Origin of the sequence: Mesorhizobium sp. M0491 (genome assembly GCF_040321265.1) — a bacterium.
Lineage (GTDB): Bacteria > Pseudomonadota > Alphaproteobacteria > Rhizobiales > Rhizobiaceae > Mesorhizobium.
This window is the reverse complement of record NZ_JAMYRE010000002.1, coordinates 84,994-109,082: the sequence shown is the minus strand read 5'-3', so window position 1 is coordinate 109,082 and position 24,089 is coordinate 84,994. Positions and strand designations below refer to the sequence as shown.

Genomic DNA, 24,089 nt, shown 5'->3' with positions numbered 1-24,089 from the left:
CAAGCCGCAAACTCTTGGCCCGTCGAAGAACGGGTTCCGGCGTCTGTCGGAACCCGTTTCTCGTTTCGAGATATTTTTGGCTTAGCCGCGCTTCAAAAACGCCCGCGCCACGTAAAGGCTGATCGCCGCGGCATTCGACACGTTGAGCGAATGGATGGCGCCGGGCATGTCGAGCCGCGCCAGCGTGGTCACCGTCTCGCGCGTCTTCTGGCGCAGGCCCTTGCCTTCGGCGCCCAGCACCAAGGCGATCTTTTCTCCGGCAAAGCTCTTTTCGAGTTCGGCCGGCGCGTCCGAATCAAGTCCGATGGTGCGGAAGCCGGCCTCGTGCAACTGGCCGAGTGCGTCGGCGAGGTTCTTCACCTCGATCTGGTCGATGTGCTCCAGCGCGCCGGAGGCGGATTTCGCCAGCACGCCCGATTCCTGCGGGCTGTGGCGGGCTGTGGTGATCAGCGCGCCGGCGCCGAAGGCGACCGCCGAGCGCAGGATAGCGCCGACATTGTGCGGGTCGGTGATCTGGTCGAGCACCAGCACCAGCTTCGCGTCGCCAAGCGCATCGAGCCGCTTGGCTTTCAGCGGCTCGGCCTCGATCAGCACACCCTGATGCACGGCGTCCGACCCGGTGATCTTGTCGATGTCCCTGGGTTCGACCAGTTCCGTCTTGAAGGGCAGGGCGGCGAGATCGGCGATTTCCAGTCGCTCGGCCGCGTTGCGCGTCACCAGCATCTTCCTAATCTTGCGGCGCGGATTGTCGAGTGCGGCGCGCACGGTGTGCAGGCCGTAGAGCCGCACCAGGCCATCCGCGGCATTTTCGCCCGGCGGAACCGGCTGTCGGGGCCGGAACGCCGGCGCGCCGCCGCTTTTCTCGTCGCGATAGGCGCGGCGCAGCTTGGCGTAATGGGTGTCTTTGGGGGTGTTGGTTTTGTCGCTCATGGCTGGCTTCTATAGCTGTGTCCTCCGGCCAAGGATATGGCCCGCCGTCACAGCCGGCGAACAGAAACGAAAAACCATGGTTGCGCGGTTGACACCCAATGGGCTTGCCGCCATAAGGCGCTGCGCTGGTTTCGGAGAACACATAACTCGGGTCCGGATCGGCGTGAATGCCTCGTTGCATGGCTCCGGCGGCAGACTGGAGAGGTGCCCGAGTGGTTAAAGGGGACGGACTGTAAATCCGTTAGCTTAGCTTACGTTGGTTCGAATCCAACCCTCTCCACCACTGCCGGCCCGGAAGCCCTGAAACGTGACAAGAATCGGACCGAAAAGTGCATGGCGCTTTTCGGATGAATCCGGTACTTCAGGAACGGCGCGGGTATAGCTCAGTGGTAGAGCAGCAGCCTTAATACGCGCCGCCGCAGAATGTTCAAGCTGAGCATAGGTGGGGCACTTACGGGAGGTGCAACGCCAACCTTGAACTGGCGGGGGCGGCGCGCTTTTCATATAGCTGGTCGCCGGCCCCGCCAGTGACTCCAGTTCGCTGCCGCCCTTGCCCGGCAACACTGCTTAGATGAGCAGGCTCCCGGACCTGACCCCCTTGGGGGGCGGGCTTTGAGAGCCTGACGTCCGACAGTTTCAGCAAACGCGTTATCAAAAAAAGCTCAACGAAATCCTGCAGCGTCGTGCCAGCAAGGACGGCAAGGTGCAACCCCGTTCAATCGAGACCCGCGAACGTGCCGTGAATGACCTTGTGCGGCAGACGACTAACCGCTTCAAACACCACGCTGGCTTGACGAAAGCTTCCAGATTGATTGGCGAGAATAAGCTCGTTGAGGCCCGGGAAGTTGTTCGGGATATTCTCGACCAGCTGAACGAAATCGTTCCTGTATGATTGATCTCCGGGTCGAGCGTTCAGGACCTTCCTGTGCGGCAACCCAAGTCCTCCCGAACCGCGGGGATCTTGATGTACGCAGTGTGTGCTGGTAGGGACGCCGACTCCAGTGGAGAAGGCTGTTCTAGGACGCGAAGACCGCCCAAGGGTCACGTCGTGGGGCGCGTTCGAGGCGTTGCTCGATGACAGGCGTACGTAGCCGATGCTTTCGCGGAGCCTTTCTCCAAAGGCGGATCGCAGGGTTCTTCCGTGCTCGTCCAGCAATGAGCTCAACTTCGTAGCTTTCAAACACGGCTTGTACGACGGCGTATTTCTGGCGCCACTAATCCCCTTAAACTGTGACTCGTCGAGATTTGACGATACCCGCTTCAGAATCGCAAGTCGTCTCGCTTGATGACCGACAGAGGAAGGCGAAGCCCTGGTCCGTGTCCGGGCTCACTTGCCATAAATTCGACCCCTCTGGCTTCGAGGGCGGCTTGGATTCGTTGAAGTGTGCGAACTGCAACTCTTTCGTCCTGCTCGATGCGGAGAATTGTCCGTTTTCCGACACCAGACTCGTGCGCGAGCTCGGCTCGCGTCATGCCCAACGCGGCGCGAGCGGCTCGCAGGATTTCGTTCGGAACGATCATTTTTCGAAACGGTACAGGATTGGTCGTAATGCGCATTCGAGCATAAGCAGCCAATCGCCACAAATTGACGCTAGCGGCGCCAAAATATGGCGCTCTGGACGCCGATATGTGGACGCCCTATGAATTGCGCCGTTGATCCGCTCGAATCAAAGGATTCGAACCAAGCGGATCCTTGGAACGGAAAGGGGCATCCGCATGCTGCTGTTTGGCCGCGCAACGCCAACCGACGAGATGTTGATCTTCCAGGTCGACCGCCTTCTCGCATTGGCCGCTGATTTGGAGCGCGTCCGCCGTGGCGCGCCTCCGGAGGCAATGGCCAATGAGGAAGCCCCCATCCTCGATCGATGGATCCTTGCCCAAAGGATTGTTCCCTCCCTTGCCGGGCTCTCGACCGGCCATCCTCAACTCGTCGGCCAGGGGCGGCTCATCAACACGTCGGATCTCTGGCTGCTGTCCGAAGACCGGGCTTGGGCGAGGACGCTCTCAAGATGGTACAGACTCGGACGTGCTGTCGAACAGTCCGGCCTCGATTCTTGACTGCCCGGCCATGACATTCAGGGATTCTACTTTCGACCGTCATTTCGACCGACGCCAGAAGGCTGCGAAAGCCGGTTTGCATCTTCCGAGTGAGGAAGAGCTGGTGCGCGGAATGGCGTTCTTTGGCGACCGTCTCGAAGACGATATCCGGGAATACGCAAGCCGCCTGTCACGGCGGATGAGGAACCGCGGTCGTGTCGAACTTCTGCCCCTTGCCAACTGCCTTGACGACCTCGCCACCGAGCAATCTGAGGACGGCATCAAAAGTGTCGAGGCCGCGCTCGTCACCGCCGAAGCCGTAAAGGGAATCCCGGCCGAGGCCTGCCGCCTGCGCTGTCAATTCTACCTTGCGGTGTTTGGCGATCCGCAGGCGGCAGCTGCGGTAGCGAGCGAAACGGCATCGATGGCGATGCGCGACTTCAATGAGAGCAGAGGCCCGCGAATGCTTTGGCGCGCGCTCGCGTGGAGCCTGCTGTCAGGCAGTCTCTTCTCTATGCGCTACGTCGACGTCTTCGATGTCCCGCAGCATTCGCTGTTCCGGATGCTTATGAACAATGAAGCCGAGTTCGAGTCTGCAATCCTACACGCACGGCTGGCGGACGAACCGACGAACAAGAAGGCGGCGGAGAAGGCGTCGAAAGATGACGACATCGAGGACCTCTTCGAGGACGAAGCGGAAACCAAACCCGCGCCGAATGCTGCCGTGGTCGTCATTCCGTCCATCGGCAACGCAACAACCTCGGAAGGAAAGCGCGTATCGCTAGAATTCCAAAAATTCGTGCAGCGCGGACTGCCGCTTCCAGCTGCATCCGACCTCTCCATTCCTCGCACGCAGCTTGTGTCCGAATTCCCCTGGGTCGCATCGGTGGCCGACGATATCCTGAACCGTCTCGTCGGCGGGAGACATGTATACGTGCGACCAACAATCCTGGTCGGCCCGCCCGGATGCGGCAAGACGCGCTTCGCGAGACGGCTGATCGAGGAACTCCGGATCCCATACGAGCTGGTTCCCTGTGGCGGCTTGAGCGACAGTGCCATCGGCGGCACGCCGCGGCGATGGTCGTCGGGTGAACCGAGCCTGGCCATCATGGCAGTGCGCCGGCATGAATGCGCCGGACCAGCGATCATCCTCGATGAGATCGAGAAGGTGGGCACCGGTCGCCAGAACGGCAATGTGCACGATGTCCTAATCGGTTTGCTCGAGAAGGAAACATCGTCGCGCTGGTTCGATCCCTATGTCGAGGCGAACTGCGATCTCTCGCATATATCCTGGATGATGACGGCGAACGAGGTGGGAAGCGTCCCGGCGGTGATGCGAGACAGATGTCGAATCCTGCGATTTCCGGAGCCAGGCCCCGACCAGTTGCCGTTCCTGGCATCCCGCATTCTTGAACGGCTCTACGTCGAGGCGGGGCACGACCTGCGTTGGGCGATGCCGCTCGAAGGATTCGAGCTCGCAGCGCTGGCCAGCAACTGGCCGGGCGGGTCGGTCAGGAAACTGGAGCGGCTCGTCGAGAAGCTTGTCGAGGCACGTGAACGCCATTGGGGCCGGCAATGAGTTGGCGCCGGCAAAACGATCGGCAGCGATAGGGCTGACACAGGAGGCAGCTGAATGAAAGCTCGCGAAGCGAGAGGCTTTCTGCACCGACCCCGCACTGAGGTGGAAGGATCATTACATGTGGATCATCCGCCCGGGGGCAGATCGAAGCAGAACTTGATAACGCGCGGGATTCCTATGGCGAATCCCTCTGCACCTGCATCACAGCGGCTACTCGCGTTCGGCAGGTACGTGGCGAGCGAAGCGTTGCTCGGGCTTCTTGGCCATAGTGAAAGCTGCCTCGCTCTCATCAGGGCCGGCCCCATCGGTTCCTGCGACTGCAGAACCGCGCACATGGAGGATCCAGCGATCGCCGTCGAGGTGACGAGGCATTATGCCCGTATAGCCATCGCGACCGGGTCGCTGATCCCGACGGTGATCCTCGAGCTTCTGACCTGCCACGTCATGGACGCAGACCCTGCCTGTACCGAGTTGGCGGAATGGCTTGAGGCGGCTGGTCTTCTCGACCTCCCGCCGCAGGCGAACAATCACCAGGGTGCGGACCATTCATGAACCATCGTCGGGAAGCTCGTCTGGGCCAGCCAGTTCCACGGGCACGGCAACGATCGAAAGGATTGGAAGATGAAAAAGCGTCGCATACCACGTTTCTCGCGACAGCGTCGTAATAAGAAGACCAGAGCTGTCGAGGCTGCGGGTGACTCCGGCATTTCTGCTGAAAGGGCTGCAGACGCTGTTGGCGGCGCGGTGGGCCTTCTCGGGGATTCTCTGCTCCAATTGCTGCAGTTCCAGTTCCGGACGTCCGTCCATGAAGCCGCCCATGCGCGGTAGCGCGCCTCCATCTCGATCTTGGAACCATCGCGAAGATCACGATCGAGGAGCCGGAAGGTGGCTATGTCACCGGAACCATGCCGAGAGAGCAGACCGAAGCGGTGCTCACCGCGTTCTCATCGCAGCACTCGCCGGTCGAGCTGCGGAGGAAGTGATCGTGGGGTCGGTCGCCGCCGGATCCGGCTCTGAGTCCTGCGATCTAGCTGCTGCGACCGCATTGGCGTTCGACATGGAGACCGTGATGGGCTTTTCGAAGAAATGGCCGCTGCTTTACCGCAAGGTCGAGGACCGGACATCGCTTCTCGCGACCGACCACGAACTCGCGATGCGGGTGAACGCCCGGCTGGAGAGCGCCTATGCCGTCGCCCAAAAAATGGTCATCAACCAGAAAGTCGCGATCGATTTCCTTGGCGAGATCTTGCTGGAGCGAAAGACGTTGGAGGGACCCGAACTCGACGCTGTGCTGGGTCAGGTCAGGGAGCGGATCGTCGCGTCGCCAAACTGATCGCGCAGCTCGAAAGAAACATCGCGTGTTCCAGGATCCGTTGAGCTTGGCGCGCCCATGTGAATGAAATCAAGGTTTCGATGTTATGAAAGTATGGTTGTTTTCTGACCTGCACCTTGAAGTCGCTGATTTGCGCCAGGCCCTGGCTATTCCGGACGCCGATGTCTGCGTCGTCGCCGGAGACCTGTGTCGCGCGCCTGCGAACGGTGTTTTTTGGCTCGCAAAGAATATCGCTCCGGCGATGCCGTGCGTTTACGTTGCCGGCAACCACGAATTCTACAAAAATGCGATCAGGGAAGGACTTGAGGACGGTCGCTCCGCCGCCACCCAATTCCCGAATGTGCATTTCCTGGAGAACGATTCCGTCGTCATCGATGGCGTTCGGTTCGTCGGCGCGACGCTGTGGACTGACTATCGGATCGAGGGCCATACAGAACTCGCCATGACCTACGCGCGCGAACGCATGAACGACCACAGGCTGATCGCGAAACAGAGGAATCCCTGGCAAAGATTCGTGCCGGAGACGGCGTTTCGGATGCACCGCGAGTCACGCGCGTTCATCGATTCTGCCCTGAAGGCCGATCCGATCGAGACCGTCGTCGTCACCCACCACCTCCCTCACGCGAAATCTATTCCTCCGAGATTCATGGGGGACCTGCTGAATGCCGCCTTTGCGTCGGACCTGTCCGAGGTGATCGAGAGTGGTCGACCTGCTCTATGGGTGCACGGGCATACTCACGACACCTGCGATTATCGGGTCGGCAGCACGCGCATTCTCTGTAATCCGCGCGGCTACGATGACGAGAACATCGCATTTGATCCTGCGCTGGTCGTGGGAGTGTAGCTCATGGATGAAGGCGAAGAATGAACCGTATCTGACATTTGAACGCCAGATAACGGATGACTGCTTCGCGCCCAATCTCAGTCATTCCTCGAACGGCTGTCGAGGCCTGAAAGCTGACGCTGTTGTGCAGATGTTCCGGAGCGACGCTGTATATGACTAGGCCTGCTCGGCACGTCCTCAGAACAGGTGGCGCATCAGATTTCCGGAGATCAGCTTTTAATAAGATGCACCCATGTGGCGCATGAGTGCGCAGCGCCTCTACCTCGGCTCCCATTCCCGCTGGGCCCGCAGGAAGTAAACGCCATCTCGCACACTCGGCTCCATTTTCAAGAACGGAAGGTCCCTAGGTTCAGACCCCGAAGTTTCATAGACAATATCCCCGAAGAGCTTGACCTGGACCAGTTGCGAAGCTCCCGCCACAAGCTCAAAATGCGTCTCCTCGCCCCACTTCAATTCAGCCGGATCCGAGGTGGTTTTCTTGGGAGTCGGCGTTGATTTGAATTCCTTTCCATAGACATGGCAGGTCGAGCGCGCAGCGTCCTCCTTTGCTCCGGAATCGGCAGAAACTTTTATTGTGACCGAAGTCGGCAAGACCGGATCGCTCAAGACGCATTGGCCGTGATTGTATCGTCATCTCGGTTGCCTCTGTACCACCCGAGATGCTCATCATAGACCGCCGAGAACGTATTCACCTCGAATTTGTATCCCATGTCAGGGACATAGGAGTGCGGTGGGTCATTGCTATGGCCGCCGTCACTGGGGGCGTTTACGGTGATCTTAGGAGTTAAGAAGTCCTTCTCTAGGAGATCTATCGTAGCTGTCGTGGCAACAAAGTACTCTCCGAGCTTTTCTGGCAAAATCGTAAAAAGCAAACCATAGTGCATCCATTCGTATTTCTTATAAAAAAATGAGACTACCCAACCGCTTGTATTCTGAAATAGAGTAAGCTCGAAGCTCGCATACACCAGCTTGTGATCGAAAACGGGAACACTGTCTCTGGGAATGAAGAAAGAGAGGTGATTCTCAGTGGCGCCGCTGGCGTTAAACTCCTTGGCCTCCAACCGAAGACTCGGCTTATGCCCACTCTCCGCGTCGTAGAGGTGAAAGCCCTCTACCTCTATTAGCACATCGTCCGATTGACTCGCCGGCGCGATATAAGTGGGCGTAAATCTTGTGACCACCGGCTTCGACGAGGAAATCGCTAGGTTGCTGATCTCTACGTTGAGGTCCTGGACTGTCTGCAGGCCTTCCTGAACATCGCCGTGAATCCATCGCTGGTTCTGGTTCACTAGGACACGCAGATCATCAAAGGCTTTCCGTTGCTGCGCGTCGAGCTGACCAAACGTCTTGTCGAGAGAATCGGCGTATTGAGCGACAAGGTCGCTGATTAGGGCCTGGGAAGAGAGGCGCGCGGGCCGTCTCTCCTCGGCAAGCCGCCGCGGGCGGGTTCCCTCATGCTTTGCTTTGTGTTGGTCGCCGCCGAATGGACACTAGTGACCCCTGGGCCTCAACTTGGTAGGGTTTGGTTCTCAATCAGCAGCTAGAATAATTTCGTCTTACCAATATTATCTGTGGAAAGTATAGTTTTACCATTTCATCTTCGTAGTAGGCATGATCCCTGTGGAGGTGGGAAGATGGGGGAATCATGAAAGTTTTCGTTCGGGGCTCGCTAGGAGTTTGCTTTGCTCTTTCGAGTTGCGCCAGCGTTCCGAAGTTGCCAACCGAAGTCGGTCTACTTCGCATCTCAGACATTGTCGACAACATCCGGTGCGACCTGAAAGACGGACGCGACGGGCGGCCCAAGGCAAAGCCTCCAATCGGGCCTGCTACCTTCCTGACCGACAAGGGAAAGTGGAATGCGGCAGTTGAACTGTCGCTGAATGTCGTAGCGACGGGCGGCGGAGACGGCAGTGCCGGAAACGAGGTACCCTACATTCCGCAGACAGGCACGTTTGCATTGGCGACAAACGCCACCGGAACCGCAGACAGGATGGTGGGCTACAAGTTCACCATAGGCTTGGGTCAAAAGGACGATATCAAGTGCGACACACCAACCGTCAACGAAAGGCGCGCGCACGGTTCTCGGCTTACCGGAAACCTGGGAATCGCGAACTGGCTTGCACAGGTCCAGGATTCTTACGCGGATACAAAGACGCCGCCAGATTCAGTTTCGTACGTGATGGGTTTTACGCTGGACGAAGGCGCGTCGGCGAGCGTGAAGATCATCACGATACCATTCGACACAGGGCAGGCCAGCCTGGGCATCGGCTGGAAAACTACGTGGAAGGACGTCAATAAAATCTCTATCGTGTTCGCTCCCAAGCCCGAAGAGAAGCCTAAAGCCGCGCCGGCGCCCGCGCGCGCGACCAAGCTGCCTGAAGGCCAACACGAGAAGAATCCTCCTGCTCCGCCGCCGGTCGATCCTGCTGCCAAGGAGAAACTGCTAAACGACCTGAACTTGCTTCTGCTCCAGAAAAGCTTGGGTCAATAGGTGGGGCATTCGGGCTGAGGAACTGCAAAATTTATCCTCTAAGCTGCCGGTCCGCCGATTTGGGCACCGACCGGTGTCGGGCCGGCGTCCCACATTGGGCCGCATGGCTCGCAGTATCTGCAATAAGCCAAAGGATGAGAAACCCTCAGGTAGTTCCTATATCGGGATCACGAAGCGGTGCAGTCAGCGAGCAGGGGAAGGCGGCGATTCGTGCTTCTGCGGCGGTATGTTTCAAGGTAAGTAACGCTTGTACCTCAATTCCTTAGGGGCGGGTTCTCGCGATCACACGCACATTTGCAGAGGAAACGATGGCTAAAGACGATCATCCGAAATTTTCCATCAATATCGATGGTGTACATTTTGAGGCGGCCAGTGAAAGCATGACCGGGGCTGAACTGAAACAGCTTGCCGGAAAAGATCAGCAATATCAGTTGTTCCTTGAGGGGCACGGTCATGACGCCGACCGGCAGATCGGCGACGGCGAGGGAGTCGCGCTGAAGAACGGCATGCACTTCTATACGGTTCCGCCTGCGACGTTTGGCTGATGTCCATCCTCGCCCGTCATTTCGAAGACTTCAATAAAAGATACCCCAATGCGACCCTTGAGGAGCAAGCGGGTGGGACGGCGGTCGTCAGTTTGCCGGCGGTGCGCCTTCCACCGGGATGGAACAAGGCCGCGGTCGATGTGAAGTTCGTGGTTCCCGGCGGATATCCGCAGGCGGCACCTGACTGTTTTTGGACGGAGCCGGCTCTCGCGCTCGCTCACGGTGGAGCTCCGCAAAATACCGGCCAGCAGGCTACTCCAGGAATACCGTCAGAGTGGCTCTGGTTTTCCTGGCATCCTTCCACGTGGCAACCCAACAGCGATAACCTGCACACCTATTTGAACGTGATCCGGCGGCGACTCGGCGAGGCCAAATGAATCGGCTGGTCTTTGCCGCAGGCGGGTGGTCGGCGCTTCGCGACGACCTTCTTGCGCATTCCCCGATTGAGACAGCGGCTGCGCTGATCGTCGCGGGTGGCCGCTTCGATGGCGGCATGCGACTGGTTGTCCGGGACGTCATACTCCCCGGCCCGGACGACTATATGACCCGTAGTTCGGTCGAGGCGACTTTGACGCCCGCGTTTCTTGCCAGTGTGCTCAAACGGGCGCGCCGGGACCGTGTCGGCGTTATTCTGGCTCATTCGCATCCGATGCAAGAGGAACTCGCCTTCTCGCGGGTCGACGATGCGTCGCAGAAGATTTTGGCGCCCGTCCAGCATTTTCGATGCCCATCCGGGCCGCATGGTTTCCTCGTCGCCGGGCCGACAGGGTTCCGGGGAAGATTATTTGATGCCGAGGGGGAAACCCTATTTACGATCGACCGCATCCAAGAAGTCGACCGCGATCTCCGCACATACGAAAGGGAATCCGGTATTCGCAATCAGGCGCCCCTGTCGGACGTGTTCGACCGCAATGTTCGGGCCTTCGGCCTTGAGGGTCAACGGATACTCAACGGCCTTACTGTCGCCATCGTCGGCGTCGGCGGCACCGGATCCGTGGTGGTTGAAGAACTCGCGCGGCTGGGTGTTGGCCGCTTCCTCCTGATAGACCCGGAGGAGGTGGAACCGACCAATCTCAACCGTCTGCTCGGAGCCACGCCGGGCGATGTTGGCCAGCCGAAGGTCTTGATAGCGCGCGCTGCCGTGCAACGTGCGCAAGGCGAGATGGACGTTGAGGCGATCGCAGATACGGTCATAGATGAACCCGTCGCAAGAGCTTTGCTCGATAGCGATTTCGTGATGTGCTGCACAGACTCCCATGGCAGCCGGGCTGTCCTGAACCAAATGGCCTACCAGTATCGCCTTCCTATGATCGATGTCGGCGTACGTATCGACGCCCGCGATGAGATGGTCACGGCAATGTCGACTCGCGTGCAGATGCTCGCCGAGCCGCTCGCCTGCCTCAACTGCCATCCTCTTCTCAATCCCGTTTCCGTGCGCCGCGACCTTCTGACTGACGTTCGGTCTGATCCGTATTTTGTCGGCCATTTTGAACCGCAACCGGCCGTAATCTCTCTCAATGCCGCAACGTCTTCGATGGCTGTCTCAATGTTCCTATCGGCGGTCACCGGCTTTCCTGGCTCGGCACGCCACCTAGTCGGACGACCCATCGATGGATCGGTGCGGCCCGTCAGTTCGGTACCGGACCCGAACTGCATCGTTTGTTCCCGGGGCAACGCGCTGGCCAAAGGAGATAGTTGGCCCATGATCTGGCGTCGTCATGAAGGCTGAGGAGCGCACAATGGTCCTAGTCGATGGCGGAACGGTCGACAGGCGGCCCTTTGACAGCCGACAACTCGCGCTCAAGAAGCTACATTCGCCCGCGGATCTTACCGACGGCAGCGCCCGTGCATTAATCGTGCTCGCCGGTGCGTTATCGTCGCAGACGGATCGACAAGATCTTGTTAAGCGCTTGCGTCTTCTCGCCGCTCCTGCCGCAGCGCGGGGCGTTTTCATCGTTGTCGTGGCGAAGTCGGGCGACGAGGCGAGCGCAATGGCTGTCGCGAGGTCAGGTGCAGGTCAGCTGGCGCAGTGGGCCCAGCCTCCCGGAGTCGTGTTGCAGCAACTGGTCGTGCTTGCGGATTCTCATGGGGATCGGATCGCGGAACTCTGTGCTCGCTGCCGTTGCGGGCCCTCGAGCAATGACAGTCTTGCGATCCGCAGCAAGAACGGTGCCCCGCTACTAGAACCATTGTCGCTCGAGCTCGAGTTGCTATTCCGACGTGCTTTTCACGACTACCCGGCGATACACATCTCTAAGGAGAATGGCGGCAAATCCTCAGCGTCCGTGTGGAAGGTCGAAACACAGGGTCTGGAGCAGCACACGCCATTCATCGTCAAATCGGGCGGCGCGGCGGAGATGGAGGAGCATATCAAGACCTACAGGGATGTCGTCGCTGACCGAATTCCCTTTCGAGGATGCGCTCCTTTATGCCTGGAGCGATGCGTGTTGGGGGCCAGTTCACAGTTGGCTGTGTCCCGCTTCGTCGAACACGCTGTGCGCCTAGACTATGTCGTGCCGGAAAGGGACGTCAACGCCGTCGTCCAGGCAATCTATCAAACAGTGTTGGGCCGGTGGCGAGACCGGCCCGAAAAGAAGAAGCTCGATTTGCTTCCGGAGTTCCTGCCCGTGATACGGCAGGAGCAATACCTGAAGGGGCTCGAACGCACCTACAAGGACCTCAGCGATGCCGGTTACGGAGGCCCTTCGCCGCATGATTTCTTTGACCGCCTCGCCAACTTGCCGGTAGAGGACCACTTGATGTGCCGGGCCCATGACGATCTCAATCTGCGCAACGTGTTCGTATGCGGCCAGGACGCCGAGGCGGTTCTGATCGATTTCACACGAGCGGCCAAGCGCCCGCTTTCGCACGACGTTGCGCGCTTGGAGTTGGGCCTTGGCTTCGATCCCGACCTGCAGGCAACTCAACGGATTCCGACCGATGTGCTCGAAGATTTCTATAGCGGTAACCTGTTCGCTGTCTCGCTCGAACATCTTCTCAAGGGCAAGGCCGCATCCCATCGGCTCAATGCGATCACGGCCTTGCGCTCGACAATCCTCGATGAGGGGCAGGTCCACTCCGTCGACCTGCGACGGGAGTATACAATAGCGATCTGCGTAGGGCTGCTTTATTATGCGAAAGCCAAGAACGGGGACGCCAGCACTGCCTACCAGTGCGCCGGCAACCTTCTCGAACGTGTAACAAACCCCTCGCTTTGGTAAGGGTCTGGAGTTCCATTGTTGCTCAGGAAATCGCACGCTGTCCATTTCAAAGGCTCGGTTGAACGCCAGTCTGAGGCCATCAACTTGGTCGAACGGCCGGGCGATGTCGTGCTGGTGGAACGTGGCGTCCCGCGTGCCTTCGTAATGAAGTGCCCTGATGGTTGCGGAGACGTGTTAACAGTCAATCTCGATCGTCGTGCCGGGCCTGCTTGGCGTTTCTACCGGCGCGAAGATGGCTTGACTTTGTTCCCCTCGGTCTGGAGGGACACCGGCTGCGGCGCCCATTTCATCGTCTGGGACGACACTATACACTGGACCAACGACAAATGGTCTCTTCGGCGCAATCCATCCCTTGAAGCCGTCGTGGAAGCTGTCCTGACCAACGAGCTGGTGAGCTTCGTCGACATAGCTGCAGTGCTCGACGAAGTGCCTTGGTCGGTTCTTGATGCGTGCCGGTCGCTTGTGGATGCTGGCAAAGCGATCGAAGAAACCAAGCAGAGGCAGGCAAGCTTCCGGCGGGCACCCGCGACGACAGGCTGACGGACCATGGCCGACCAAGAGCCGACTGCTGTCGAAGATAAAAAGCCTGTGCAGGTGGCGCCCAAGCGCCGGGAAGCCGCTGAGACCGAGAGCAACGGCCACGCGGAGAGCACTGTATCAGAAGGGTTCATCACGGTCGCCGACCTGGCGCGCGGCCTCTACGACCATGAGGGGCACGAATCCTTGCGAGACCGTGGGCGGCGGCGGTATCACCCGTTTGCCTATGATTTCGACTCCACTCCGATGAGTCTCGACGATCCGAGCGAGCACTGGGAGGAGAAAGTGAAGGCGCTACATATCGAGAACCGCAACAAGGCGATTGAGAGGCTCAAGGCTGAGTACGGCGAACGCCGCCATGCGCAAGTGATCCAGGACACTAAGGACCTTGGCGCAAAGGCGTTCTCCATCGTCAGTTATCATAACCTGATGCATGAACAGGCGCGCCGCGCCTTTGTATCAGGGCTCTACTTCCCAGCCTTGGTCGCCGCGTGCGCCCTCGGCGAGCGCATCCTGAACCACCTCATCCTGGACCTTCGGGATTACTACAAAGCGTCGCCGCACTACCGCCGTGTCTATCGCAGCGAGTCTTTCGATGACTGGCGGTTCGCCGTGCGCGTGCTGGAAGACTGGGGCGTGCTCTTGCCTGATGTTGGGATAGCTTTCATGGAGCTCGCGACGCTGCGCAACCGCTCGGTCCACTTTAATCCCGCGACCTACTCCACAATGCGGGAGGACGCTCTATCGGCATTGATAACGCTCGGCCGCATCATCCAACTGCAGTTTGGCGGGTTCGGCCGGCAACCATGGTTTATCGAAAACACGCCCGGCGCGCAGTTCATCAAGCGGACATACGAGGACGTTCCCTTCGTAAGGAGTTATATCGTGCCCTTGAGCGGATTTGTCGGCGTAGAGTACGGCATGGACCTCACGGAACAGGGTTGGCGTCATCTCGACTACCATGACTATGGCCCGGGTGATGTCGACGACTCCGAGTATGCGTGTCTCTACCGTGAGCGGGATCACAACAAAGTGGTTACGCGCGAGATGGTGGAGCGCGCTGCACGGGCGCAGACAACGGCCGCGGCCGAGGAAGGGGCGTAATGCGCTCGTCCCGAAGGCTGCCGCGCCCGAGGTATAATCTCCACAGCGGTCGGTTCCGCCGCGATTTGGCGCTTCGGAGTGGAGCCCGAAATCGCTGCGCATGCGCAGCGAAGCGAATTGATATTATTACGGGCAATGACCGTTATCGGGGTTTCGCTATTTACGAGCGGCCGAAAGGGCGTCGGTTCCTTATAGGCGGCTTTCCATCCAATCGCGGCCGAAACCGGACGGACCGCAGTCGGCCCCAACTCGGTCATTCTCCAGCGCAGGCTGAGATAGCCGCTCGTGGTGCATGAGCGTCCTTGCCGGAAGTCGAAGGATTTAGCCCGCTCGAATCCTTCCGGACGGGAACGGTAAGGCCCCAAAGCGGACACAGGCTCAGAGCTCCTCCAAGACGCGTCAGTTGCGTCGAAGCCGGATGCGCCGGCCTTTTGCAGCAGCGCGGAGCGCACGTTGACGCTATTATTGCAACTTGATCGCCGCTGACGTGTTGGGGGCCAATTCGTCATGGCTCGACGCGATAACGATACGCTGCCGTAGCTGGTGCAGCAGAGCCCCGAGAATGCGCTTGCCTTGTTCAGCATCGAGATGCTCGGTGGGTTCGTCGAGAAGCACTACGGGCCTGTCGGAAAGCCATGCGCGAGCAAGGTTCAGCCTTTGCGCCTCTCCGAGCGACAGCACATCCTGCGTAATCCAGCCGTCCAGCCCGCCCGCCGCCTTTACACGGTCCTGAAGTTCCACAGCGCTTAATGCGCTCCACAATTCGCCGTCGCCAGCGTGCGGGGCAAACAGGTTCTCGCGCACGGTGTCAGCGAGAACCGTCGCGTCGTGGGGGCAAAAGCAACTCATGGCGCGGCGCGAATCCACGCCGAGCCCGACGCCGTCGCCCAGGATGCATCCGTCACCGGTGTCAAGCCAGCCAGCGATCTGCTTCAGCAGGGAGGTCTTGCCGCAGCCGCTGGCGCCATGCAGGACGGTTGGCCTGCCGGCCTTGAAGGTCGCGCTGACCGGCCTTCCGATCAACCGGCCATCCGGGGCGTGGCGTGGCAATCGGTCCAGCGTCAACGACGAGATGCGCTCCGGGACATGCCGGCGCAACACGCCGTCCGGGGTATTCCACTTAGCAAGGGCCGACCGAGCTGCCTTCTCGCGCGCGAAGGCGACAACGATCTTCGATGTGCCCAACAAGGATTCCCCGACGGCTAGCCAGGCGAAGGCCAGCAGGGCGGGCACCAAAAGGGCCTCGCCGCGCAGGCCCGACAACCAGGCGGAGACCAGGACACTCAGCATGGCGCATGGCGCCAGCCAGTTGGCCAACGTGTCGAACAAGGCCTGCCTGTGGTGAAGCACCCGCGCGCGTGTCTGGGCACTGGCGTAGCCGTCGAACGGCTCGTCGAGCGTGACGTCCCAGCGGCGTTCGCCTTGCAACGGTACCACGGCCTGTATCGCGGCGCCAAGCAGGCGGGAGGCCTGCTGCCTACTTTCGCGAATGCTTGTCAGGTCGCCTTGCCCTTGCCTTGCGAGGAAACGGGCGCCGGCCATGTTTGCCGCGATGATGAACAGGATCGGCACGATTGCCAGCGGCGTCATCCATAGAGTCGCGGCGACAAGCAGTGGAATGGCGACGCCAAGGGTTGCCGACGGCAGGCCGACGCGCAGGCGCGCATAATCCACGTCTTCGACGTCATCGAGATAGTCGGCGAGGCGGTCTTGATTGCCAAGCTGCCAGCTAGCCTTGCGCACGGCAGGGGCGGCAGCCATGGCGGCGAATAGAGTCGAGCGGCGGAGCACCTGGTCGGCGAGTGCCGCCCGGTGGCCGACAATGCGCTCGCCATATTTGGCCGCCGTCCGCGTCAGCGCGAACAGGCGAATCAACGCGGCCGGCACATGGAAGTTGAACGTCAGCGCGGCGGGCGTCAGGCCCGCTAGCGCGACCGCGCCGAGAAACCACACTGACACGCCGGTCAGCAGGATTGCGCTCGCCAGGGCGACAAACGCCAGTAGAAAGGCGAGGTGCCACGGCGCCCTGTTTTGGATGGGCTCTTGCGGTGGGCTGGGTCGCGTTTCGGTGGCGACCGAGGACGTGGGGCCGGTCATGCGACGTTCTCCCGCGCCAGGCTGCTGTCCACGCCGAGGTTGATGGTTGTGCGGGCCAGCATGGCCAGGCTCCTGTCATGCGTGGCCACCAGAACGAGCCGGCTGCATGCCGCATCCGCAAGTGCATGGCGCACCATCACGGCGTTGGCGGGATCAACCTTGGCCGTCGGCTCGTCGGCGAAGATGGACCGGCCCGAGATCAGCGCACGCGCCAGGCCGATACGCACCCGTTGCCCGCCCGAGAGGTTTTCACCGCCAGCCTTGATCATCGCTTCAAGTCCGCCCGGCAGAAGCGCGTCGTCGAGAAGCCCGACATTGCCCGCCACGAGCAGCAGTCGGGTCCGGCAACAGGAGCCGTTTCCCCAGCCGATGGCGTCGGCAAGGGTGCCCTCCGGCATATAAATGTCGGTGGAGCACCATGCGATGCCTGGCTGGGCGTCGAGGTCTGGTTGGACGGAAGGCACGGACCCAATCCCGGCAAGACGGCGCAGCAGGGTGGATTTGCCCGATCCGCTCGGTCCGGTGATGGCCACCAGCCCGGTCCGTGGCAGGGACGATGCTGCATCGGCCAGGTCTTGGGTCAGCCTGGCGGCTTCGAAGGCCGGGGATCCCGGACGGGCATCCAGAACCATCGTGTCGAGAGCGGTGGCGGCGGCGAAGCCCTCGGCCTTGGCGTGATACTGCTCGGCGTAGCGGCGAAACGGGGCGAAATACTCCGGCGCGATCATCAGGATGAACAGGCTTTGCCAGAGCTGAAGGCCAGCGAAGCCCGGGGTGCTAATGAGCTTGAGATGTCCGAGGCCAAGAAACACGGCGAGGATCGCGATCGACAGCGACGAAAGGAAGTCGATGATGCCAGCGTTAAGGAATGCGATTCTGAGTACGCTCATCGTGCCCGTCGCATAGGTGTCCATCCGCGCCGCGAGTTTTCCCTTTTCCCGGGTCAGCGCGTTGTTTCCCAAGATGGTCGGCAAGGTGCGGATGCGATCGGCGAACTGGGCGGCAAGACGGCCGAAGGCTTTCTCCTGCGCCTCCGCGCCGCTTCGGATTGCCCCGCCAATCAGGGCGAAGAAGACTATCATCACCGGGGTCAGCAGGATGAGCACCAGTGCCGCCTCCCAGGAGACTGCCACGATCGCTGTTGCGGCAAACACAGGGCCTAGCCCCAGCATCATCGAAGCGAGGCGGTGTCCGACCGCCAGGCCGGCCACGGCCTTCGGATAGCGTTGAAGTCCTGCAATCAATGTTCCGATCGGCATGGTCTGGATTTCGCCGGGAGAAGCCGAAGCGAGGGCACGACGCACCGCCTCAAGCAGGCCGTTGGCGACCCTCAGTTCCGTACCGGCGACAGCCCGGTCGGCCAGGAGACCGACGATAGAGCCGAGGATCAGGTTGATCAGCGCGGCGCCAAGCAGCGGCCAGCTTGCATTCCCTGAGATCATACGGCCCACGAACATTGCGACCAGACCTATGAAGGCAAGCCGCAGCACAGCGCGCGCCGCCTGCAATGCAAGGGTGGAACGCAAGCCGGGAGCGGCAAGACCACGCGCGGCACAGAGAGTCTTGTTAGGGGTGGGCGCCACTGGATTGGCCGCCTGGACGGCCGTCACCGGCGGATTTGCCCCCGTTGGGCGTTTGTCTCGGCGGTTCAGGGCGACTTTGAGCATGACAGTTCAATCGCATCGCGCGGCCATGCGTGCTTTGACGCATATCAAGGGCGCAATCGTGGAAGACATTTGCGCGTCAGTTTGTGGCATGACCAGCCCACGATCGTTGGATCCTCCGCCGTCTGGGTGCCGATGATTGAGTGTGGGGCGGATTGCTGCTGAGGCTCGGTGTTTGCGATGGATCAAGGCGCCGCCAGTGCATGGTGACTACGGTGTCACGAACAGCCGCTAGAGCTAGCCTTCAATTGTTCCCAGCTACGGTAAGCATGGAACCGAATGGCCCGCGACCGCTTCTGGGTTCATTGGCTGCAGATCGATCACACGCACGCCAGTAGCGGTTGTCGACATGGGCCACGAGTCATTGGAGTTAGACATGATCGAACACCCCTCAGGATCCGGCCAGGCAAGTAGGCTGTCTGAACGGGAAATGCATGACATCGACGCCTATTGGCGCGCCGCCAACTACCTGACGATCGGCCAGATCTACCTGTTGGACAATCCGCTGCTCCGCGAACCATTGCGGCTGGAGCATGTCAAACCACGTCTGCTGGGACATTGGGGCACATCGCCAGGGCTCAGTTTCATTTACGCGCATCTCAACCGCGCAATCAGGCTCCGAGATGAAAATGTGATCTATGTTTGCGGCCCCGGTCATGGCGGTCCGGCTATGGTGGCGAACACTTATCTGGAGGGGACTTACAGCGAACTCAATCCAGACATTTCGATGGATGAGCTGGGGTTGCGCAAGCTGTTTCGACAGTTCTCGTTTCCGGGTGGGATTCCGAGCCACGCGGCGCCAGACGTCCCGGGTTCGATCAATGAGGGTGGTGAGCTCGGCTATTCCCTTTCTCATGCCTACGGCGCGGCCTTCGACAATCCGGACCTTGTCGTCGCCTGCGTCGTCGGCGATGGCGAGGCTGAAACCGGACCGCTGGCAGCGGCGTGGCATTCCAACAAGTTCCTCAACCCGGTTCGCGATGGCGCGGTTCTGCCAATCCTGCATTTGAACGGCTATAAAATAGCCAATCCGACGATTCTGGCGCGCATTCCGGAAGAAGAGTTGCGAGCGCTCTTCATTGGCTATGGTTACGAGCCGCTGTTCGTCGAGGGGCACGAACCGGCATTGATGCATCAGCGGATGGCGACCGTGATCGACGATGCGCTGGATCGTATCGGCACTATTCAGCGTGACGCTCGCGATGGTGCCCCCGCAGCCAGCCTAAGGCCGAAATGGCCGATGATTGTGCTGCGCACTCCCAAGGGCTGGACGGGGCCGAAGGAAGTGGACGGGTTGAAAACGGAGGGCTTCTGGCGTTCGCACCAGGTACCCTTGTCGGGCCTTGCGGAAAACCCGGCGCATCTCAAACTGCTTGAGGAGTGGCTGAAGAGCTATCGACCCGAAGAATTGTTCGACACCAATGGCGCACCTGTCGCGGCGATCCGCGCCACCACACCCCAGGCGACACGGCGCATGAGCGCCAATCCGCATGCCAACGGCGGCCTGTTGCGCAGATCGCTGGATCTGCCCGCCTTGCATGACCACAGCATAACGGTCGAGTGGCCCGGGGCGATCAAGGCCGAGTCGACGCGAGTCATGGGCGCGTTCCTGCGAGACGTCATGCGGTTGAACCAGGCGACGAAGAACTTCCGCATTGTCGGCCCGGATGAAACTGCTTCGAACCGGCTGCAGGACGTGTTCGACGTGACCGAGCGTGGCTGGATGGAGAAGATTTTGCCCGAAGATGTGCATCTCGGGCGCGACGGCAGGGTCTTGGAGATCCTTTCGGAGCATACCTGCCAAGGGTGGCTCGAAGGTTATCTCTTGACCGGCCGGCATGGCTTTTTTTCCTGCTACGAGGCCTTCACGCACATCATCGATTCCATGTTCAACCAGCATGCGAAATGGCTGGATGCTTGCCGCAAGCTGCCGTGGCGGCAACCGGTCGCATCATTGAACTACCTTTTGTCCAGCCACGTCTGGCACCAGGAGCACAATGGCTTCAGCCATCAGGATCCAGGTTTCATTGACGTCGCATTGAACAAGAAGGCCGATGTCGTGCGTGTCTATCTGCCGCCGGACGCCAACAGCTTGCTGTGCGTGACAGACCATGTGCTCAAGACCTGGAACCGCATCAACGTCATCGTGGCCGGCAAAGCGCTGTCGTGGCAGTGGCTGCCGATGGATGATGCGATCATTCATTGCAATGCCGGCATCGGTATATGGGAGTGGGCATCAACGGATCGCGGGGCCGAGCCGGACGTGGTCATGGCTTGCGCCGGCGATGTGCCGACGCTTGAGACACTGGCCGCTGTTCAAATTCTGAAACATCACGCGCCAGACCTGAGGATCAGAGTTGTCAATGCAGTCGACCTGATGACGTTGCAGCCCAAGGAACATCACCCGCACGGCCTGTCGGATCGCGACTTCGACGCACTGTTCACTAAGGATAAGCCCGTCATCTTCGCCTACCATGGCTATCCGTGGACAATTCATCGTTTGACCTATCGCAGGACCAACCACGACAACATTCATGTGCGCGGCTACAATGAGGAGGGGACGACAACGACACCTTTCGACATGACCGTGCTGAATGGGCTCGACAGGTACCATCTCGTGCTGAGCGTTCTTGACCGTCTTCCCGAGCCAACCGGCGCGCATGTCGGATTGAAACAAGCCATGGAGGGCAAGCTGGTCGAGCACAGAGCCTATATCCGAGCCCATGGACAGGACATGCCGGAAATCCTCGGCTGGGCGTGGGAGCAGTAGCCGATGGCGTTGCACGCTCCAACTGAAATGACCCTGGACGTCGGGCTGATGGCGGAAGCGGCGAGTAGACTATGAGGGATGCGACCCTTGTCCTCAACGGGGGCTCTTCGAGTTTGAAATTCGCCGTGTTCGAGGAGCGCGACGACCTTCACCTGGTGGCGCGCGGCAGTGTGTCCTCGATGGGACATCATCCACGACTGCGTGTCGCGCCCACCGCGATATCGGCTGAAATCGATAGAAGCATGGGCGAGGGACCAGTCGATATTGCGAAGGCATTCTCTGTAGTTGCCTCCTTGCTCGCTGATCGCGGTTTGTTGCGGCTGATCGGCAAGGTTGGGCATCGGATTGTTCATGGCGGAAGGAACTTCGCCGAGGCTGTGCCGCTTGACGCGAGCGCAATCCAGGCCTTGCAACGGCTTGAGCCGCTGGCCCCAATCCATCAAGCCATAAACCTTGAGATCGTAGCGCTGGCGACCGACCTTCTGCCTGAGGCGATCCAGGTCGGCTGCTTCGATACGGCATTCCACACAGCACGCCCGGAGCTGGCAAAGCTCTATGGCCTGCCGCGTGAGATGTCGCAACAAGGCATCGTTTCCTATGGCTTCCACGGACTTTCCTACAGTCACATCGCGCAGAAGCTTCGCAGCCGCTACGGCGTCGGCGCAGGTGGCAGGGCCATCGTTGCCCATCTCGGCAGCGGAGCCAGCCTGTGCGCCATGAGGGCAGGGGTGAGCGTCGCCACGACAATGGGATTTTCGACGCTTGACGGCCTCGTCATGAGCACGCGCTGCGGGGCGCTCGACCCTGGCGTGATCCTGCATCTTCTGCAGGACCGGAAGCTGTCTTGTGATGAGCTTACAGAGATTCTCTATGAGCGATCCGGTCTGCTGGGCGTTTCCGGCATTTCCGGAGACATGCAAGACCTGCTTGGCTCGAAGGATTCCGCTGCGGCTCAAGCCATTGACCTCTTCGTCTATCGCATCGGACGGGAGATCGGGTCGCTTGCAGCTGCACTCGGAGGGATCGACACATTGGTGTTCACCGCGGGCATTGGCGAGCACGCAGCCGAAGTCCGGAAAAAAATCTGCGCGACCGCCGAATGGCTCGGCGTCGCGCTCAACAATGATTTGAACCACGACGGCGGGGAGTTGGTCAGTGCTCCGACTTCGCGGGTAGACATTCTCGTCATCCCCGCCGATGAGGAGCGGGCCGTGGCCGCAGCACTTTCCAAGTTCTGAACCGCATCAGCGGCTCGATCGCGCTGTGGCGACTAGCTTGTCACCTTGGCGCCGAGCATGCGCTGAACCATGACAAGCGTCGCGTCATCAGGATCCGTTATGACCGTGAAACCCATGTCGCGCTCGAGTTCGATCGCGGCATGATTTTCACGGCTCTCGATCGATTCGATCATTTCGAGACCATGGTCCTCGGCATAGCGTGCGATGTAGGCCAGCAACTCCCAACCGATACCCAGATGCTTGCGGTCCGCGCGGATGCAGATAGCGACTTCGCCGCGCCGATCAGCTGGATCGCTGGCAAGCGTCGCAACCGCGATCAGCATCCCGTCTGTCGCCGACGCAAGAAAGTTATGGATATGCGCATCGTCGGAACGGGTCATTGCCACCAGTCGTTCGTGCGAAACTTCTTTTATGGCGCCGAGGAAGCGGAAGCGCAGATCTTCGGGCGTTACGTGCGTGAAGAACTCGGCCAGGGTCGGCTCATCCGCAGGGCGTGCGCCGCGTACTTCGAAGCGAAATCCGGTGCGGGTGGTGAGTGTGCTGGTCATCGGCGTCTGGTCCTAACTTGAGCCCCCTGGGGCGTTGTTTGCTTGTTGTTTTTGGAGGCAATAGCCTTATTCGCCCATGACCTGCAGCACATCTTGCTTGGAAATCTCGATGCTGCGCAGGCCGAGCAGGCGGATGACGCCCTTATCCTTCAGGCGGGTGAAGACCCGCGACACTGTCTCGATGGTGAGGCCGAGATAATCGCCGATATCCATCCGTGACATTGGCAATTCAACCTGTCGCAAGCCGCCCTGCCGCTCCGCCATGTCGACCAGGAACGCAGCGACGCGTTCGATGGCATTCTGACGGCCGAGCACGAGGAGATGCTCTTGGGCTCTGGTCAAACCTTTGAGTGCCAGTGGCAGAAGCTGGCGTGACATGTCCGCGCCGGCGGCGATCCGGAGAACCCGCACACCTGTCGCGTTGATTGCCTCGGCGAAGAAATGGTGCGTGGTGTCAGCCTCGAAGCCGAATGTCTCTCCAGCCAGATGGAAGGCGCTTATCTGCCGGCGGCCGTCGGCCAGCAGGCGGTAGATCCGGACGGCGCCGAACTCGACCTGGTACAGAGCCCCGGCCTTTTCGCCCTGGGCATAGATTTCGGCACCGGCGGGAAAGAAGCTAACCGGTTGCAGGGGTGCAAAACTGGACGCCAACGATTGGTCAGGGTGTGACGGAAGCTCGATCCTTGAGGCGATGTGGGCGTGCATGGCTGTTTCCCCGGTTGATCCGTGCGACAGCAATCGCTCCAAATCGGCTGATGCGAAATTCGGTTATATCCCTACGGGAAACTACCTACGCCAGTACTCGATGGGGCAGCCGCCCCCTTTGAAGTCAGATATCATGGGTGAAACGGAGTGTCGGCATCGACCCTTGTGCCACGCCTGCCATCGGCAATTTCTACGGCATCATCAAGCTTGCCGATTGCGGCAGGCTCCCCAGTTGCCTCAACGAATTCAATTGCGGCGCCGACCTTTGGTCCCATGGAGCCAGCAGGAGAATCCCAGACCGGCAACTCGGTCGGGGCAACCCGCCTGAGCGCACGAGCGGCGGTGATGCCGTAGTCGAAGTAGACGGCGTCAACAACCGTCAGCAGGGTCGCAAACAGCCTCTCTTTGAGAAGGTTGCCGAGCTTCCTGCTCAACGACGTAACCGA

At 60.1% G+C, this 24,089-nt stretch carries 25 protein-coding genes and 1 tRNA gene; 15 read left to right on the top strand and 11 right to left on the bottom strand.

All coding sequences use genetic code 11. The annotated features are described in order from the left end of the window. Positions 1-81: 81 nt before the first annotated feature. A complete protein-coding gene (gene rlmB, locus NKI69_RS02480) occupies positions 82-930 on the bottom strand; it encodes a 23S rRNA (guanosine(2251)-2'-O)-methyltransferase RlmB (RefSeq protein ID WP_023812090.1) in 849 nt (282 codons plus the stop codon). Between the two features lie 198 nt (positions 931-1,128). Here rlmB and NKI69_RS02475 point away from each other — a divergent pair. Next, positions 1,129-1,213, top strand: a tRNA-Tyr gene (locus NKI69_RS02475). Between the two features lie 432 nt (positions 1,214-1,645). Here NKI69_RS02475 and NKI69_RS02470 read toward each other — a convergent pair. Beyond that, positions 1,646-1,864 (bottom strand): hypothetical protein, encoded by a 219-nt coding sequence (locus NKI69_RS02470; RefSeq protein WP_352719932.1) that lies wholly within the window; start codon positions 1,862-1,864, stop codon positions 1,646-1,648. Positions 1,865-2,190: 326 nt separating this feature from the next. Then, entirely contained in the window at positions 2,191-2,451 is a 261-nt protein-coding gene (locus NKI69_RS02465) for a helix-turn-helix domain-containing protein (protein ID WP_352720118.1), read from the bottom strand. A 195-nt stretch (positions 2,452-2,646) separates the two neighbouring features. On the opposite strand from NKI69_RS02465, the gene NKI69_RS02460 reads away from it, so the two are divergent. The 3 genes from NKI69_RS02460 to NKI69_RS02450 all read left to right on the top strand — a co-directional run bounded on the left by NKI69_RS02460 (position 2,647) and on the right by NKI69_RS02450 (position 5,098). Then, positions 2,647-2,988, top strand: a complete 342-nt coding sequence (locus NKI69_RS02460) for a DUF6634 family protein (RefSeq protein ID WP_352719930.1) — start codon at positions 2,647-2,649, stop codon at positions 2,986-2,988. Next, on the top strand, positions 2,957-4,546 hold the full coding sequence (locus NKI69_RS02455) for an AAA family ATPase (RefSeq protein ID WP_352719928.1): 1,590 nt from the start codon (positions 2,957-2,959) through the stop codon (positions 4,544-4,546). The genes NKI69_RS02460 and NKI69_RS02455 overlap by 32 nt, the downstream gene beginning before the upstream one ends. A gap of 333 nt (positions 4,547-4,879) precedes the next feature. Then, positions 4,880-5,098, top strand: coding sequence for a hypothetical protein (locus tag NKI69_RS02450; protein WP_352719926.1), 219 nt, complete (start codon positions 4,880-4,882; stop codon positions 5,096-5,098). Here NKI69_RS02450 and NKI69_RS02445 read toward each other — a convergent pair. Further along, complete coding sequence (locus NKI69_RS02445) at positions 5,093-5,365, bottom strand: hypothetical protein (RefSeq protein WP_352720128.1); 273 nt, start codon at positions 5,363-5,365, stop codon at positions 5,093-5,095. The genes NKI69_RS02450 and NKI69_RS02445 overlap by 6 nt on opposite strands. Here NKI69_RS02445 and NKI69_RS02440 point away from each other — a divergent pair. Beyond that, positions 5,352-5,879 (top strand): M41 family metallopeptidase, encoded by a 528-nt coding sequence (locus tag NKI69_RS02440; RefSeq protein ID WP_352719924.1) that lies wholly within the window; start codon positions 5,352-5,354, stop codon positions 5,877-5,879. The two genes, NKI69_RS02445 and NKI69_RS02440, sit on opposite strands and share 14 nt — an antisense overlap. Positions 5,880-5,976: 97 nt before the next feature. Then, complete coding sequence (locus NKI69_RS02435) at positions 5,977-6,723, top strand: metallophosphoesterase (protein WP_352719922.1); 747 nt, start codon at positions 5,977-5,979, stop codon at positions 6,721-6,723. A 258-nt stretch (positions 6,724-6,981) separates the two neighbouring features. Here NKI69_RS02435 and NKI69_RS02430 read toward each other — a convergent pair whose 3' ends face one another. Continuing rightward, complete coding sequence (locus NKI69_RS02430) at positions 6,982-7,329, bottom strand: hypothetical protein (protein WP_352719921.1); 348 nt, start codon at positions 7,327-7,329, stop codon at positions 6,982-6,984. Continuing rightward, positions 7,326-8,012: a hypothetical protein gene (locus tag NKI69_RS02425; protein WP_352719919.1), complete on the bottom strand. Its 687-nt coding sequence runs from the start codon at positions 8,010-8,012 to the stop codon at positions 7,326-7,328. Before NKI69_RS02425 ends, NKI69_RS02430 begins: the two co-directional genes overlap by 4 nt. A gap of 356 nt (positions 8,013-8,368) precedes the next feature. Between NKI69_RS02425 and NKI69_RS02420 the strand changes: the two genes are divergently transcribed. The 7 genes from NKI69_RS02420 (at position 8,369) to NKI69_RS02390 (ending at position 14,621) form a co-directional block, all read left to right on the top strand. Continuing rightward, a complete protein-coding gene (locus tag NKI69_RS02420; RefSeq protein ID WP_352719917.1) occupies positions 8,369-9,214 on the top strand; it encodes a hypothetical protein in 846 nt (281 codons plus the stop codon). Positions 9,215-9,522: 308 nt separating this feature from the next. Beyond that, complete coding sequence (locus tag NKI69_RS02415; RefSeq protein WP_023750596.1) at positions 9,523-9,759, top strand: multiubiquitin domain-containing protein; 237 nt, start codon at positions 9,523-9,525, stop codon at positions 9,757-9,759. Further along, positions 9,759-10,136, top strand: coding sequence for an E2/UBC family protein (locus NKI69_RS02410; protein WP_031245464.1), 378 nt, complete (start codon positions 9,759-9,761; stop codon positions 10,134-10,136). The genes NKI69_RS02415 and NKI69_RS02410 overlap by 1 nt, the downstream gene beginning before the upstream one ends. Further along, positions 10,133-11,488, top strand: coding sequence for a ThiF family adenylyltransferase (locus NKI69_RS02405; protein WP_352719913.1), 1,356 nt, complete (start codon positions 10,133-10,135; stop codon positions 11,486-11,488). The genes NKI69_RS02410 and NKI69_RS02405 overlap by 4 nt, the downstream gene beginning before the upstream one ends. A gap of 10 nt (positions 11,489-11,498) precedes the next feature. Continuing rightward, complete coding sequence (locus tag NKI69_RS02400; RefSeq protein WP_352719911.1) at positions 11,499-12,980, top strand: phosphotransferase; 1,482 nt, start codon at positions 11,499-11,501, stop codon at positions 12,978-12,980. 18 nt (positions 12,981-12,998) lie between these two features. Beyond that, entirely contained in the window at positions 12,999-13,520 is a 522-nt protein-coding gene (locus tag NKI69_RS02395) for a ubiquitination-like system serine protease family protein (protein WP_352719909.1), read from the top strand. A gap of 6 nt (positions 13,521-13,526) precedes the next feature. After that, the gene (locus NKI69_RS02390; RefSeq protein WP_352719907.1) at positions 13,527-14,621 is read left to right on the top strand and encodes a hypothetical protein; all 1,095 of its coding nucleotides are present in this window, start codon (positions 13,527-13,529) and stop codon (positions 14,619-14,621) included. Positions 14,622-15,083: 462 nt separating this feature from the next. Here the strand turns inward: NKI69_RS02390 and NKI69_RS02385 are convergent, their stop codons facing one another. After that, positions 15,084-16,718 carry an ATP-binding cassette domain-containing protein gene (locus NKI69_RS02385; protein WP_352719905.1) on the bottom strand — a complete coding sequence of 545 codons (1,635 nt, stop codon included), beginning with the start codon at positions 16,716-16,718 and terminating at the stop codon, positions 15,084-15,086. Then, complete coding sequence (locus tag NKI69_RS02380) at positions 16,715-18,175, bottom strand: ABC transporter transmembrane domain-containing protein (protein ID WP_352720116.1); 1,461 nt, start codon at positions 18,173-18,175, stop codon at positions 16,715-16,717. Before NKI69_RS02380 ends, NKI69_RS02385 begins: the two co-directional genes overlap by 4 nt. 583 nt (positions 18,176-18,758) lie before the next feature. Here NKI69_RS02380 and NKI69_RS02375 point away from each other — a divergent pair. Both NKI69_RS02375 and NKI69_RS02370 read left to right on the top strand, forming a co-directional pair. Further along, positions 18,759-21,152, top strand: coding sequence for a phosphoketolase family protein (locus NKI69_RS02375; RefSeq protein ID WP_352719903.1), 2,394 nt, complete (start codon positions 18,759-18,761; stop codon positions 21,150-21,152). A gap of 71 nt (positions 21,153-21,223) precedes the next feature. Next, positions 21,224-22,390, top strand: coding sequence for an acetate/propionate family kinase (locus NKI69_RS02370; RefSeq protein WP_352719901.1), 1,167 nt, complete (start codon positions 21,224-21,226; stop codon positions 22,388-22,390). Between the two features lie 32 nt (positions 22,391-22,422). Here the strand turns inward: NKI69_RS02370 and NKI69_RS02365 are convergent, their stop codons facing one another. From NKI69_RS02365 to NKI69_RS02355, 3 genes are all read right to left on the bottom strand, one after another. Then, positions 22,423-22,938 (bottom strand): GNAT family N-acetyltransferase, encoded by a 516-nt coding sequence (locus NKI69_RS02365; RefSeq protein ID WP_352719899.1) that lies wholly within the window; start codon positions 22,936-22,938, stop codon positions 22,423-22,425. A 66-nt stretch (positions 22,939-23,004) separates the two neighbouring features. Beyond that, positions 23,005-23,643 (bottom strand): helix-turn-helix domain-containing protein, encoded by a 639-nt coding sequence (locus tag NKI69_RS02360; protein WP_352720114.1) that lies wholly within the window; start codon positions 23,641-23,643, stop codon positions 23,005-23,007. Between the two features lie 131 nt (positions 23,644-23,774). Next, a complete protein-coding gene (locus tag NKI69_RS02355) occupies positions 23,775-24,077 on the bottom strand; it encodes an amino acid kinase family protein (protein WP_352719897.1) in 303 nt (100 codons plus the stop codon). Positions 24,078-24,089: the final 12 nt, after the last annotated feature.

Bases quoted from the DNA above. Each gene is read 5' to 3' on its own strand.
- NKI69_RS02390 (WP_352719907.1), top strand. From the start codon at position 13,527: ATGGCCGACCAAGAGCCGACTGCTGTCGAAGATAAAAAGCCTGTGCAG.
- NKI69_RS02445 (WP_352720128.1), bottom strand. From the start codon at position 5,365: ATGGGCGGCTTCATGGACGGACGTCCGGAACTGGAACTGCAGCAATTG.
- NKI69_RS02410 (WP_031245464.1), top strand. From the start codon at position 9,759: ATGTCCATCCTCGCCCGTCATTTCGAAGACTTCAATAAAAGATACCCC.
- NKI69_RS02400 (WP_352719911.1), top strand. From the start codon at position 11,499: ATGGTCCTAGTCGATGGCGGAACGGTCGACAGGCGGCCCTTTGACAGC.
- rlmB (WP_023812090.1), bottom strand. From the start codon at position 930: ATGAGCGACAAAACCAACACCCCCAAAGACACCCATTACGCCAAGCTG.
- NKI69_RS02375 (WP_352719903.1), top strand. From the start codon at position 18,759: ATGATCGAACACCCCTCAGGATCCGGCCAGGCAAGTAGGCTGTCTGAA.
- NKI69_RS02440 (WP_352719924.1), top strand. From the start codon at position 5,352: ATGAAGCCGCCCATGCGCGGTAGCGCGCCTCCATCTCGATCTTGGAAC.
- NKI69_RS02405 (WP_352719913.1), top strand. From the start codon at position 10,133: ATGAATCGGCTGGTCTTTGCCGCAGGCGGGTGGTCGGCGCTTCGCGAC.
- NKI69_RS02365 (WP_352719899.1), bottom strand. From the start codon at position 22,938: ATGACCAGCACACTCACCACCCGCACCGGATTTCGCTTCGAAGTACGC.
- NKI69_RS02370 (WP_352719901.1), top strand. From the start codon at position 21,224: ATGAGGGATGCGACCCTTGTCCTCAACGGGGGCTCTTCGAGTTTGAAA.
- NKI69_RS02450 (WP_352719926.1), top strand. From the start codon at position 4,880: ATGGAGGATCCAGCGATCGCCGTCGAGGTGACGAGGCATTATGCCCGT.
- NKI69_RS02380 (WP_352720116.1), bottom strand. From the start codon at position 18,175: ATGTTCGTGGGCCGTATGATCTCAGGGAATGCAAGCTGGCCGCTGCTT.
- NKI69_RS02415 (WP_023750596.1), top strand. From the start codon at position 9,523: ATGGCTAAAGACGATCATCCGAAATTTTCCATCAATATCGATGGTGTA.
- NKI69_RS02385 (WP_352719905.1), bottom strand. From the start codon at position 16,718: ATGACCGGCCCCACGTCCTCGGTCGCCACCGAAACGCGACCCAGCCCA.
- NKI69_RS02360 (WP_352720114.1), bottom strand. From the start codon at position 23,643: ATGCACGCCCACATCGCCTCAAGGATCGAGCTTCCGTCACACCCTGAC.
- NKI69_RS02460 (WP_352719930.1), top strand. From the start codon at position 2,647: ATGCTGCTGTTTGGCCGCGCAACGCCAACCGACGAGATGTTGATCTTC.
- NKI69_RS02420 (WP_352719917.1), top strand. From the start codon at position 8,369: ATGAAAGTTTTCGTTCGGGGCTCGCTAGGAGTTTGCTTTGCTCTTTCG.
- NKI69_RS02465 (WP_352720118.1), bottom strand. From the start codon at position 2,451: ATGATCGTTCCGAACGAAATCCTGCGAGCCGCTCGCGCCGCGTTGGGC.